Origin of the sequence: Neorhizobium sp. CSC1952, assembly GCF_030378245.1 — a bacterium.
Lineage (GTDB): Bacteria > Pseudomonadota > Alphaproteobacteria > Rhizobiales > Rhizobiaceae > Neorhizobium > Neorhizobium oryzae_A.
This window is the reverse complement of sequence record NZ_CP128416.1, coordinates 4,457,585-4,470,240: the sequence shown is the minus strand read 5'-3', so window position 1 is coordinate 4,470,240 and position 12,656 is coordinate 4,457,585. Positions and strand designations below refer to the sequence as shown.

The 12,656-nt window shown below is 65.5% G+C and carries 13 protein-coding genes; 7 read left to right on the top strand and 6 right to left on the bottom strand.

The window, feature by feature from the left end:
* Positions 1-4: 4 nt before the first annotated feature.
* Positions 5-592 (bottom strand): hypothetical protein, encoded by a 588-nt coding sequence (locus QTA58_RS21600; RefSeq protein WP_289670770.1) that lies wholly within the window; start codon positions 590-592, stop codon positions 5-7.
* A 4-nt stretch (positions 593-596) separates the two neighbouring features.
* The gene (locus QTA58_RS21595; RefSeq protein WP_085424276.1) at positions 597-986 is read right to left on the bottom strand and encodes an acyl-CoA thioesterase; all 390 of its coding nucleotides are present in this window, start codon (positions 984-986) and stop codon (positions 597-599) included.
* 485 nt (positions 987-1,471) lie between these two features.
* Here QTA58_RS21595 and QTA58_RS21590 point away from each other — a divergent pair, with 485 nt between their 5' ends.
* The 5 genes from QTA58_RS21590 to QTA58_RS21570 all read left to right on the top strand — a co-directional run bounded on the left by QTA58_RS21590 (position 1,472) and on the right by QTA58_RS21570 (position 7,504).
* The gene (locus QTA58_RS21590) at positions 1,472-3,310 is read left to right on the top strand and encodes a methyl-accepting chemotaxis protein (RefSeq protein WP_289670767.1); all 1,839 of its coding nucleotides are present in this window, start codon (positions 1,472-1,474) and stop codon (positions 3,308-3,310) included.
* A gap of 209 nt (positions 3,311-3,519) precedes the next feature.
* Entirely contained in the window at positions 3,520-5,004 is a 1,485-nt protein-coding gene (locus QTA58_RS21585) for an extensin family protein (protein WP_289670766.1), read from the top strand.
* Between the two features lie 9 nt (positions 5,005-5,013).
* On the top strand, positions 5,014-5,349 hold the full coding sequence (locus tag QTA58_RS21580) for an MmcQ/YjbR family DNA-binding protein (RefSeq protein WP_289670764.1): 336 nt from the start codon (positions 5,014-5,016) through the stop codon (positions 5,347-5,349).
* Between the two features lie 458 nt (positions 5,350-5,807).
* A complete protein-coding gene (locus tag QTA58_RS21575; protein WP_289670763.1) occupies positions 5,808-6,746 on the top strand; it encodes an ABC transporter ATP-binding protein in 939 nt (312 codons plus the stop codon).
* Complete coding sequence (locus QTA58_RS21570) at positions 6,743-7,504, top strand: ABC transporter permease (protein ID WP_085424280.1); 762 nt, start codon at positions 6,743-6,745, stop codon at positions 7,502-7,504. Before QTA58_RS21575 ends, QTA58_RS21570 begins: the two co-directional genes overlap by 4 nt.
* A 21-nt stretch (positions 7,505-7,525) precedes the next feature.
* Here QTA58_RS21570 and QTA58_RS21565 read toward each other — a convergent pair whose 3' ends face one another.
* Entirely contained in the window at positions 7,526-8,734 is a 1,209-nt protein-coding gene (locus QTA58_RS21565) for an MFS transporter (protein ID WP_289670760.1), read from the bottom strand.
* 74 nt (positions 8,735-8,808) lie between these two features.
* Between QTA58_RS21565 and QTA58_RS21560 the strand changes: the two genes are divergently transcribed.
* A complete protein-coding gene (locus QTA58_RS21560) occupies positions 8,809-9,792 on the top strand; it encodes an AraC family transcriptional regulator (protein ID WP_085424282.1) in 984 nt (327 codons plus the stop codon).
* A 3-nt stretch (positions 9,793-9,795) separates the two neighbouring features.
* Here the strand turns inward: QTA58_RS21560 and QTA58_RS21555 are convergent, their stop codons facing one another.
* From QTA58_RS21555 to QTA58_RS21545, 3 genes are read right to left on the bottom strand one after another with little or no spacing between them, the layout of a single operon-like run.
* Positions 9,796-10,500: a TIGR02281 family clan AA aspartic protease gene (locus tag QTA58_RS21555; protein ID WP_085424283.1), complete on the bottom strand. Its 705-nt coding sequence runs from the start codon at positions 10,498-10,500 to the stop codon at positions 9,796-9,798.
* On the bottom strand, positions 10,497-10,730 hold the full coding sequence (locus QTA58_RS21550; protein ID WP_289670759.1) for a DUF1289 domain-containing protein: 234 nt from the start codon (positions 10,728-10,730) through the stop codon (positions 10,497-10,499). Before QTA58_RS21550 ends, QTA58_RS21555 begins: the two co-directional genes overlap by 4 nt.
* Positions 10,731-10,749: 19 nt before the next feature.
* Entirely contained in the window at positions 10,750-11,526 is a 777-nt protein-coding gene (locus QTA58_RS21545; protein WP_289673267.1) for an adenosylcobinamide-GDP ribazoletransferase, read from the bottom strand.
* Positions 11,527-11,621: 95 nt separating this feature from the next.
* Between QTA58_RS21545 and cobT the strand changes: the two genes are divergently transcribed.
* Entirely contained in the window at positions 11,622-12,653 is a 1,032-nt protein-coding gene (cobT, locus tag QTA58_RS21540; protein WP_289670758.1) for a nicotinate-nucleotide--dimethylbenzimidazole phosphoribosyltransferase, read from the top strand.
* Positions 12,654-12,656 lie beyond the last annotated feature (3 nt).

The following is a 12,656-nucleotide window of genomic DNA, read 5'->3' as shown; positions in this document are numbered from 1 at the left end:
GGCCTCAGGTCATGATGTCGTAGACCCTGAAAATCCAGTAGAACTGGTAGGCGAGTGCGAAGATCACGAAGACCGCATGATAGCGCCGGTTGGCCGTCATCACGGCGATCAGGCTGAGAACGATATAGAGCGCGGTGCGCGCCGGATATTCGGGGCCGAGCGACAGGAAATAGTCGCGGCCCTTCAGCGCGGTATCGACGAAGTCGGTGACGAGCATTCCCGCAAGGAAGCCGAAGAACCATTTCCGGCGCGACATGAAATAATGCTCGTAGCCGTCGTAATCCTGCATGGAGGTGGGAAAGATGAGGGCGCAGAGGAAGAAGAACAGCGCGCAGAAGAGGATCAGGAACAGATAGGTGGTGAACTCGATGATCGGCAGGCCGTGCAGCCGGTATTCCCACCACCAGAAATGCACCAGGAAGAGAAACATGAACGCCACCCAGCCGAGATGGACGGCGTAGATGCGGGCGGCGTTGGGGTGCTGCACGATGCCGGCAAGCCCGTTCAGGAGCCGCGCGAGGCTGAGGCTGACCACCATGCCCATCACGATGCGGATATGGGTGAAGGTTTCCGCGGCGGTCGGAGCGTCCATTCCCTTATTCCTCCGCGGGGACCGGCATCGGCTTGCCGTCCTCGTCGAGCGCCACCATGATGAAGGTCGCGGCGGTGACCTTTTCCAGGATCCGGTAGCGGGCGCGGTGCGCCCAGGCCTCGACGGAAAGCGTGATCGACGTGCGCCCGACGCGGGTGATCTCCGTATAGACGTTGAGCGTGTCGCCGATCTTCACCGGCAGCTCGAAGGCCATTTCCTTGACCGCCGCCGTCACCACGCGGCCGCGGGCGCGCTCGGCGGCGCGGATGCCGCTCGCGAGGTCCATCTGGGCCATGACCCAGCCGCCGAAGATGTCTCCGGCCGCGTTGGCATCCGCCGGCATGGCAAGCGTGCGGAGCGTCAGCTCGCCGGTCGGCTTCTTGGTTTCGGTCATGGCTATCCCTCTTGCTTCGGCGGTTTTCAGGGCGATTCCTCCCGCCAAGAGACTAGAGTGTTTCCTTGTTAGATTGAAGCATTCTGCCGGAGCAGGTTTTCGTTGGGGCAAAGGCGATTGGCGAAGGGCATACCCGTTGGTACGTCCGAGCCGATCGCCTTTGATCCCGGCGGAAAGATGCCCGGCCCTGCGGGTTGGCTGAAACGGGCCGCCTGATCGACCGGCTGGCTCGGCTGTAGGGCTGGGCTACGACCTGCGCCAGCCGGTCGACCATCCGACTCCGTTTGAGCCAACAGAATGCTTCAATCTAACAAGGAAACGCTCTAGCGGTGCCGGGAAGAGAAGAAAACTCTCCTGGAGAAAGTGTTTTCCGTCAAAAGTTTAGGCAGGACTAATGCGCGTTATGCGCGACCGGTGCGGTACTTCACTACCTGGTAACCTTCGATCGCTAGAATTTGAGGCGAATACGAACAAGGGGGGTAACCATGCAACGCTTCACCATTTCCTGGCGTCTTTATTGCCTTGTGCTTCTGTCGCTCGTCATCCTGGGCGGCGCGATGATCTTCAGCCTGATCCAGAGCTATGCCTCGTCGGAGCGGGAACGCAAGGCGGGCCTTGCGCAGATGAACGATGCCGCGCTGACGGTGCTGAAGAAATACCAGGCGATGGAGGCCTCCGGCGCCATGACCCGCGACGCGGCGCAGGCCGAAGCCAAGGCGGTCATCTCCGTGATGCGCTACGGCGACGGCACGGGCTATTTCTGGATCAACGACATGCTGCCGCGCATGGTCATGCATCCGATCAAGCCGGAGATGAACGGCAAGGATCTTTCCGGCGACAAGGACCCGAACGGCAAGTTCCTGTTCGTGGAATTCGTCAACACAGTCAAGGCGAGCGCGAGCGGCAAGGGCTTCGTCGATTACTACTGGCCGAAGCCGGGCGCCGAACAGCCGGTCGAGAAATATTCGCACGTGGCGGGCTTCGCGCCCTGGGGCTGGATCGTCGGCACCGGCGTCTATGTGGACGACCTGCATGCCATGTTCCGCCGCGACGCGATCAACTTCGCCTCGATCTTCGGCGTCGGCGCCCTGGTGCTGATCGGCGGCGCGGCCTTCGTGGTGAGAAGCGTCACGGGTCCGATCGGCAAGATCAGGCAGGTGCTGCAGTCGATCGCCTCGGGCGAGGCGGGCGTTGCCGTGCCCTGCACGGATCAGAAGAACGAGATGGGCGAGATGGCGCGGGCGCTCGTCGTGCTGCGCGACAGCGTCGAGGAACGCGCCGAACTGCAGACCCGCGAGGCCGAGCAGGCCCGCGCGCTGGCGGACGAGCGTTCCGGCAACGAACGGACGATGGCGGCCGCGGCCGAACGCCAGGCCCGGGCGATGGGCGAACTCGGCCGGGCGCTGGAGGCCCTGGCGGACGGCGACCTTTCCGTCACGCTTGCCGATATCGGCGAGGATTACGCGAAGCTTCGCCACGACTTCAACGCGGCCGTCGGTTCGCTGCACCGGGCGATCGGTGCGATCGCCGAAACGAGCCTGGTGGTGCGCGACAGCGCCTCCGACATTTCCGGCGCGACGGGCAATCTTTCGAGGCGCACCGAACAGCAGGCGGCTTCGCTCGAGGAGACCGCCGCAGCGCTCGACGAGATCACCGCCACCGTCCGCACCGCGTCGGAGCGGGCGCATGAGGCGCGCACCATGGTCAACGAGACGAAGGAGAGCGCCGGCCGTTCGGGCCAGATCGTCCGCAACGCGATCGACGCCATGGGCCGCATCGAGGAGAGTTCGAACCGGATCAACCAGATCATCTCGGTGATCGACGAGATCGCCTTCCAGACGAACCTTCTGGCGCTGAATGCCGGCGTCGAGGCGGCGCGCGCCGGCGAGGCGGGCCGGGGTTTCGCGGTCGTGGCGCAGGAGGTGCGGGAGCTCGCGCAGCGCTCCGCCAACGCCGCCAAGGAGATTAAGGAACTGATCGGCAATTCCGCCCGCGAGGTGGAAGGTGGCGTCGCGCTGGTACGCTCCACGGGCGACGCGCTGGTCGAGATCGCCACGCTGGTCGAGCGGGTCAACGCGCATGTCGAGACGATCGCCACCGCCGCCCGCGAACAGGCGACGGGCCTGCAGGAGATCAACTCCTCCGTCAACCACATGGACCAGATGACCCAGCAGAACGCCGCGATGGTGGAGGAAACCACGGCGGCGAGCCAGACGCTCGCCGAGCAGAGCCTGCAGCTGCAGGGCCTGCTTTCGGCCTTCCGGCTCGCCAACGACGGCAACGGGGCCGCCTACGGTACCGCGTCCCGCCCCCGCGCCGCCTGACGGCCGAGGCTAAAGACAAGACCCGCCTGAGCCATGGGTTCCGGCGGGTTTTTCTTTGCCGGGACGCGAGGCGACAGCCATGCCGTTTTGGAGCAATCATGCCCCTCGAAAAGGCCCAGAAAAGGCCTTGTTTGCGCAAGCTTTCGTTTACCGGCTTTCCCTAAAATCCTGGATTGTGTCATTTCGGCACCGGAAGAGTGGCAACTGGTATGGCGTATGCTTCCCTTTCTCGGCGGGCCGTGGCCTGGCTGATGGTCTCGACGATGCTGGTTGCCTGTTCCGCGGGGGATCTCGTGCCGCCCGCGCCGATCGACAACGGCATGCGCGTCGGGGCGATCGAGCCCATGCGCGACGTTCCGCCCGAGCCGGTTTCGCAGCAGGCCTACCGGATGAGCTCCGCGCCCGTTTCGCAGGCGAGCGGCGTCGATTACAGGAACGCGCCGAACCCCGCCGGCTCCGGCTATCCCGATGACGGCGGCCATTATCTGAGGGCGCCGGAGGCCGTGCAGTCCGCGCCGCTCGATGCGCCGTCTTCGCAACAGGCGTCGGTTCCGCAGACGGGTGAGGGCGCGCGCCAGGGCCGCCTGCCGATGATCGACAGCGACGAGGCGATGCGGCTGTCGGCGCGGCAGGGCTCCGCCAACCAGGCGGGGGCAGGTGCCGGGCCGATGACGATCCCGGAAGAGGGCGTCAACATGGACGCCGAATTCGGTTTCGGTCCCGACGAGAGCGATGTCACCGGGCTTGCCGAGGAAGAGGATTCCGATATCGCCGAGGGCGTCGGCGACCAGCCGGTGGTCGACGGCATCGGCACGGACAATCCGGTCGCCCTCCAGCCGCGCCGCCAGCCGATCTCCGAACCCATGACCGATGACGGCCGCGTCGTCGTGCCGCCGAAGCGGCAGGGCGCCGGCCTGCAGGGCGGCATCAGGAATGGCGGCATGGCAGCTCAGGGCGTGATCCCTCCGGGCATGACCTGGGGCGACGGCTCGCGCGTCGTTCCGCCAAGCCGTACGCCCGCCGGCACGCAGCAGGTGGCGATGCTGCGGCCCGACAATCCCGTCAACGACCGCGGCCCCATCGACGACAGCGGCCCGATGAGCCAGCGCGAACAGCCCTGGCTCCGGGGCGCCATGCCCAGATCCGAAGTGAGCTGCCGCGCCGAACTGCGCCGCCTCGGTGTCGAGTTCGAGGACCGGCCGCGCATTTCCCAGGGTCCGAGCTGCGGCATCGACTATCCCGTCAAGCTTTCCGGCCTTTCGGGCAATATCGACGTCAAGCCGGCCGTGACGCTCAACTGCCAGACGACGCTCGCCTTCGCCAGATGGGTGAAGAACGAACTCGCGCCGTCGGCCCGCCTGCGTTATCTTACCGGCGTGAAGAGGATCGTCCCCATGGGCGGCTATTCCTGCCGGCGCATGAACAACAGCCGCCAGCGCTACAATCCGATGTCCGAGCACGCCAAGGGCAATGCGATCGACATCGGGCAGATCGTGCTGAAGGACGGCCACGCGATCTCCGTGCGCAAGAAAGGCCTCTTCTCCTTCCGCGAGGGCGGGCTCCTGAAGGCGGTGCGCAGCGACAGCTGCAAATATTTCAATACCGTGCTTGGCCCGGGCAGCAATGCGGAGCACTGGAACCACTTCCACTTCGACCTGCGCTCGCGCAAATCCGGCCGGCGCTACTGCAGCTGAGGTTCGACCATGGCCACCGCCGACATGCTGCGCCGCTTGGCCCTTTCCCTCGAAGGAACCGCAGAGGCACCGCATTTCGACCGGGCGGCCTTCAAGGTGAAGCGCATCTACGTGACGCTTGCCGCCGACGGCCTGACGGCGAATTTCAAGTTCGCGCCCGACGAGCAGCAGTTCAAATGCATGATGCTGCCGGACGCCTTCTTTCCGGTCCCCAACGCCTGGGGCCGGCAGGGGTGGACGACGGCCATCCTTTCCCGACTGGAAGAAGCCGATCTCAGGGATGCGCTGGAGACGGCATGGCGGCATGCGGTGCCGAATTCGGGAAAGAGCAAGCGGCCTAGATAAAAAAGAAAAGCCGGCGCGGAGGCCGGCAAGGGCGGAGACGGGTTCGCGGGGAGAAGCCGTGCCTCCGAAAACGAGAACTCATACTCAAAATCGATGCATACGCGGCAAGCGGAAATGAGAGGATCTGAAACGCTCTGGTCATGGACGGTCGCGCGAAGGTTGCGTGCGGCGTAGGGGCGTGACCGTTGCTTGCCTGGCGGGAACAATGCTGCATGAACGTCACGGAAAGATGACAGGCGCGGCGACGCTCCCGCTTTCTTTTCCGACGGCTCCCAAGGAGAGACCGATGGCTCCGGCCGGGCCCGGCCGGTCTGAGCGCCCCATCCGGTTCCTCTCCGAAACGGATTGGTCAGGAAAAGCGAACGCAATATTCTTCCTGCGGGGATGGTCTGGCGGGTTGCGACACCTATATTGGCGGCGAATTCGGCAAATCGATTCCACGAAAAGACCCGCTCAGCATGGCTCCCATCGTTTCCATCAAAAACCTCACCAAGACCTACGAGAACGGGTTCCAGGCGCTGAAGGGCGTCGACCTCGACATCGAGGAAGGCGAGATCCTGGCGCTGCTCGGGCCGAACGGCGCCGGCAAGACGACGCTGATCTCGATCGTCTGCGGACTGGTGAATCCGACGGGCGGCAAGGTGCTCGTGGCGGACCATGACGTGGTCAAGGATTTCCGCAAGACGCGCGAGATGATCGGTCTCGTGCCGCAGGAACTGACCACCGACATGTTCGAGACCGTCTGGAATACGGTGGGCTTTTCCCGCGGCGTCCACGGCAAGAAGCCCAACCCGGCGCTTATCGAAGGCATTTTGAAGGATCTCTCGCTCTGGTCGAAGAAGGACAACATGCTGCGCGAGCTTTCCGGCGGCATGAAGCGGCGCGTGCTGATCGCCAAGGCGCTGGCGCATGAGCCGAAGATCCTCTTCCTGGACGAACCGACCGCCGGCGTCGACGTGAATCTGCGCCGCGAGATGTGGCAGGTGGTCGAGAAGCTGCGCGCAAACGGCGTCACCATCATCCTCACTACCCATTACATCGAGGAGGCGGAGGAGATCGCCGACCGGGTGGGCGTCATCAACGGCGGCAAGCTGCTGCTGCTCGAAGAGAAGACGGCGCTGATGCAGAAGCTCGGACGCAAGCAGCTTCGGCTCGAACTCTCCGAACCGCTGAAGGCGCTGCCGGAAAATCTGGCGCTCTACAATCTGACGCTTTCCGACGAGGGCACGGCGCTCGTCCACGAATATCAGGGCGAGGAAGGGCAGGGCAGCATCGCCTCGCTTCTTGCAGCGCTTGCCGCCGAGGACATCCATTTCCGCGACCTCTCCACGCGGCAGAGCTCGCTCGAGGATATTTTCGTCGCGCTCGTCGGGGAAAAAGCGGGAGAAAAGGCATGAATTTCGAGGCGATCAAGTCGATCTATTTCTTCGAGATGGCCCGCATGCGGCGCACGCTCCTGCAGAGCGTCATCTCGCCGGTCATCACCACCTCGCTCTATTTCATCGTCTTCGGCACGGCGATCGGCTCGCGTATCGACACGATCGAGGGCGTCTCCTACGGCTCCTTCATCACGCCCGGGCTGATCATGCTGACGCTCCTGACGCAATGCATCGCCAACGGTTCGATCGGCATCTATTTCCCGAAATTCACCGGCACGATCTACGAGATCCTTTCGGCGCCGGTCGCCATGACGGAAATCCTGATCGGTTATGTGGGAGCGGCGGCGAGCAAGGGGCTGATCATCGGCCTCATCATTCTCGCGACCGCCTCCTTCTTCGTCGATATATCGATCGCCCATCCGTTCATGATGATCGTCTTCCTGGTGCTGACGGCGGTGACCTTCAGCCTGTTCGGCTTCATCATCGGCATCTGGGCGAAGAATTTCGAGCAGCTCAACATCGTGCCGATGCTGGTCGTGCCGCCGCTGACTTTCCTCGGCGGCAGCTTCTATTCGATCGACATGCTGCCGCCCTTCTGGCAGGCGGTCAGCCATTTCAATCCGGTGCTCTACCTCGTCAGCGGCTTCCGCTGGAGCTTTTACGAGATCGCCGACGTCAATCCGCTGATCAGCCTCGGCATGATCGGACTGTTCCTGGCGATCTGCCTGTCGATCCTCGGCTGGATCTTCAAGACCGGCTACCGGCTGCGGAACTGACCGCAGCCGGTATTGCGTCCGTCAGCCCTGGCTGAGCTGCACCTGGCGGCCGCCGCGGGCGACCATGACCGAGGCGCCAAGAAGGCTTGCGACGCCGAGGAAGGACATCACGCCGATCGGTCCCTGCAGATCGATCAGGACGCCGCCGAGCACGGCGCCGCTGGAAATGGCGATCTGGAACGTCGTGAGCAGCAGGGCACCGGCGCTTTCCGCCTCGTCCGGGGCCGCGCGGGTGATGTAGCTCTGGATGCTGACCGGCAATGCGCCGAAGGCGAAGCCCCATAGCGCGACCGCCGCTGCCGAAGCCATGCCGGATGCCCCGAGCGTGGCGAGGATGACGGCGGCGACCGCAATCAGGCTCGAGGCGAACACGACGCCGAGGGTGGCGCTGCGCTCCGTGATCATGCCGCCGACGATGTTGCCGAAGAAGCCGCCGATGCCGAAGGCGAGCAGGACGAGAGAGACCATCTCGACATCGAGCCGCGGGATTCCCTCCAGATAGGGACGGATATAGGTGAAGCCCGCGAAATGGCCTGCGACGATGAACAGGGTGGCGAAGAGGCCGATGCGGATCTTCGGGCGCTTCAGGACGGCGGCCAGCGTGCCGAGGCCCGCATGTCCGGCAGGCGGCAGCGAGGGTACGGTGACGGCCTGCGCCAGCAGCGCCAGCACGCCGACCGCGGCCGCCAGCGCGAAGGCGGCCCTCCAGCCGAGGGTGGAGCCGATATAGGCGCCGAGCGGGGCGGCGGTGACGGTTGCGACCGACACGCCGGTGAAGATGATCGCCATCGCCCGCGGCAGCAGGTCCATGGGCACCAGCCGCATGGCAAGCGCACCCGACATGGCCCAGAAGCCGCCGAGCCCGATGCCGAGCAGGACGCGCGACAGGAGAAGCAGGGGGAGGCCGTTGGCGATCGCCGCCAATGCGCTGGAGATGATGAGCAGCGCCGTCAGCCCGAAGAGCGTCCAGCGCCGGTTGAGGCTGCGTGTGCCAATGACGATGCCGGGACCGGCGAAGGCCGCCACGACGGCAGTCACCGTGACGGTTTGCCCCGCCGTGCCCGAACTGATGCCGAGATCGGCGGAGATGGGGGTGAGCAGGCTCGCGGGCAGGAATTCCGCGGTGACGAGGCCGAAGACGCCGAGCGTCAGAGAGACGACCGCATCCCATGCGGCCTTGCCCTTGGCGTCGGACGACGGACTTTCCTGTTCCAGGGTGTAATCTGTCATGGTCGTTTCCTATGTTGGGAGGAGGCATAGAGTTAGGCGTGACAGCCTGTAGTTTCTATGCTAGAAAATCCGACATGCTTGACAGATCGTCCAAAAAAGAACCGGAAGATTTTTCCGATCCGCTCAGCGAGATGCTGCGGGGCCTGAGGCTCGACGGCGTCGAATACGGCCGCTGCCGGCTTGCCGAACCCTGGGCGACATCCTTTCCGGCGCAGGAGGCGGCGCGTTTCCACTTCATCGGCTGCGGCAGCTGCTGGGTTCAGATGCCGTCGGGCGAATGGCTGCCGCTGCAGGCCGGCGACGCCGTGCTTCTGCCGCGCGGCGACGCCCATGTGCTTGCGAGCACGCCGGGCGTGACCCCGACGCCGTTCGCGCGGTTCGGGCGCAAGGAAGTGTGCCAGGACGTTTTCGACGTGCAGTGCGCCGATGTCGTGGGCGGGGCGCTCGCCTTCACTGCGTCCATGCGGTTCAACATGGACAAGCTGCATCCGCTCCTGCAGATGATGCCGGAGGCGATGCTGACCAGCGCGCTTTCCAAGAACGAGCCGGCCATTCCGCATCTGCTGGACGCGATGGCGCGCGAGGTGGAGCTGGACCGGGTCGGAGCGGGCGGCATCCTGGCCCGTCTGGCGGATGTGCTGACGGCGACGCTCATCCGCACCTGGGTCGAACACGGCTGCGGCGACACGACGGGCTGGATCGCCGCGGTGCGCAACCCGGATGTCGGCCGCGTGCTGGCTGCGATCCACCTCGAGCCGGACCGGGACTGGAGCGTCGCGGCGCTGGCGCGGATCATGGGCGTTTCCCGCTCGGGCTTTGCCGAACGGTTTCTCCGGGTGGTGGGCGAGACGCCGGCGCGCTATGTGGCGCGGGTGCGCATGCACCAGGCGCGGCAATGGCTGAAGGACGGAATGCGGGTTTCCGTCGTCGCCGAGCGGCTGGGCTACGATGCCGAGGCTTCCTTCAGCCGCGCCTTCAAGCGCATCATCGGCGCGCCGCCCAGCCAATTCCGGAAGAAGAGCGAGAGCCCGGCCGAAGCGGTCATGGATTTCGGCTGAACGTCAGTCGCGAAGCCTCAACTCGTCCGTCTGCATCTGCAGCGAGCCGAGCGTGGAGAGAAAGCTCATGCCGAGCAGGCTTTCTTCCAACTGGCCTTCCTGCGCCACCATGGCGCGGATGCCCCGCCGCACGATCGGGCCGATGGCGACCTCTTCGAGGCGGACCGGCGCGGCCATGGCCCGGCCGTTGGCGGTCATGACGCTGACGGTATAGTTCAGGTCCTGCGGATCGATGCCGACGGCGCGGGCGTCGTCATAGGAGAGCACGACGGTGCTGGCGCCGGTATCGACCAGCATCGGCAGTACCTTGCCGTCGATGCGGACATTGGTCTGGAAATGGCTGCCGCGCGTCTTGTGGATGATCACCTCGTCGCGGCCTTCGCTCGTCGTCACGACGACTGCGGTGCCGGGCAGCAGGCCCGCCACCATGCGGGCGCCGACATTGCGGGCGTCGTCGCGGTAGAGATAGGCGGCGACGAGGCCGAGCGCGATCAGCAGCCATATGGCGACGTTGCGCAGCACCTGTCCGGCATTGCCGCGGCGGCCGGCGAGAATGCCGGCCGAAAGCAGGCCGGCGATCGGCAGGAGATAGATGATCCGGCCGAAATCGTCGTTGGCGATGCCGAAGGTCTGGCCGGTGTCGTGGTTGAAGATGAGGAGCAGGAGCCCGATGCCGAGAACGGCGAGGATGATGGTGAGCGCGTTCATGCGTCGTTCTGCTCCCGAGCCCGCTCCCGAGCCATGCGCGACCTGCGCGTTTCGCGCCGGGGCCGGCGTTCCACCGTTTCGAGACGGGCCGGCAGGATGTCCATGAGTTCGCGGCGCTCCATGTCGGAATAATCCATCCAGGCGGCGATTTCTTCGCGCGTGCGTCCGCAGCCGAAACAGTAGCCGGTCTTCATGTCGATGGAGCAGACGAGGATGCAGGGCGAGATCATGCAGGAATATATCGAGATTCTAGGCGACGAGAGCAAGACTGGCGAGCATCACGATCTCGCTTATCTGTTGTGTGGCGCCGATCGTATCGCCCGTATGGCCGCCGAGCTTTCTCCGGACGAGGCGGGTGAAGCCGAAACCGGCGGCAGCCGCGGCGATGAGCGACAGCAGCAACTTGGGCACGCCAAGGACCGGCACGGCGAGGACGGCGGCCGCGGCAACGCCGATGAGGAGTGCCAGGTTGCGGGCGCTTTCCTCCGGCAGGCCGGCGCCGGCCGCCACGCCGCTTTCCCGGGCGGAGGGAAGCGCATGCCAATGGGCGACCATGACGGCGCGGCTGAAGGCTGCCGCGGCAAGCAGGGCAAGGGCGGCGGCTGCCGGCTCGTGGCGGGCGAGGGCGGCAAGGGAGCCGGCCCGAAGCCCGAAGGAGAGGATGAGCGCCACGACTCCATAGCTGCCGATCCGGCTGTCCTTCATGATCGCCAGCGCGTGCTCGCTGTCGCGCCCGCCGCCGAGCCCGTCGGCCGCATCCGCCAGTCCGTCCTCGTGCAGCCCGCCGGTAAGCAGCGTCATGAGCGAGAGCGTGATCAGGCTCGCGACCAGGGGATCGCCGGATTGCAGCAGGAGCATGAGGAGGGCGGGGACGATCGCGATGATCAGCCCGGCGACCGGAAAGGCGCGCACGGCGCGCGAGATCGTGCCGTCATGGCCGCGGAAGAACCGGTCCGGCACCGGCAGGCGGCTCAGGAAACCGACCGAGCGGGCGAGGTCCGCAATGAATTCCGTCGCGTTTGGCAGTTGTCCCTCCGTGCTGACCCGACTATGAGAAGCGCACAGAAGCGCGATTTGCCGGGAAACACAAGTTTTCCGATCGAGACATAGAGAGACTTCAGATGAGCGTGAGCGGCCTGCCTTTCGACGATTTCCGTGTTCTGCTGCAAAATCTCCCGGGACCGGATGCGCGGGCGCTGGTGGCGGCGCGCGAGCGCGACGCACAGCTCACCAAGCCGCCGGGCGCGCTGGGACGGCTGGAGGAGATCGCCTTCTGGCTCGCCGCCTGGACGGGAAGGGCGCCGGCCGTCAACCGGCCGCTCGTGGCGATCTTCGCCGGCAATCATGGCGTGACGCGGCACGGCATCACGCCTTATCCCTCCTCGGTGACACAGCAGATGGTGGAGAATTTCGCAGCCGGCGGGGCGGCGATCAACCAGATCTGCGTGACCCACGACCTGGGCTTGAAGATCTTCGACCTGGCGCTCGACTATCCGACCGGGGATATCGCGACGGAGGCGGCGCTTTCCGAGCGCGACTGCGCCGCGACCATGGCCTTCGGCATGGAGGCGATCGCCGGCGGCACCGACCTTCTGTGCATCGGCGAGATGGGGATCGGCAACACGACGGTCGCCGCGGCGATCAACCTTGCGCTCTATGGCGGCGAGGCGGAGGATTGGGTCGGCCCCGGTACCGGCTCGCATGGGCAGCTTCTGGAGCGCAAGATCGCAGTCGTCAAACAGGCGGTCGAATTCCACAAGGACCATCTGTCCGATCCCCTGGAAGTGCTTCGCCGCCTCGGCGGCCGCGAGGTCGCGGCGATCGCCGGCGCCATCCTTGCCGCCCGCGTGGAGAAGATTCCGGTATTGCTCGACGGCTACGTGGTGACGGCCGCCGCCTCGATCCTGAAAGCCGCCAATCCGGCAGCGCTCGACCATTGCCTGATCGGCCATGTCTCCGGCGAGCCGGGGCATCTGCGCGCCATCGAGAAGCTCGGCAAGACGCCGCTTCTGGCGCTCGGCATGCGGCTCGGCGAGGGAACGGGCGCGGCGCTCGCGGCCGGCATCGTCAAGGCGGCGGCGGCCTGCCATTCCGGCATGGCGACTTTCGAGCAGGCGGGCGTCAGCAACAAGAGCTCCGGCGAGAGCCATTGACGC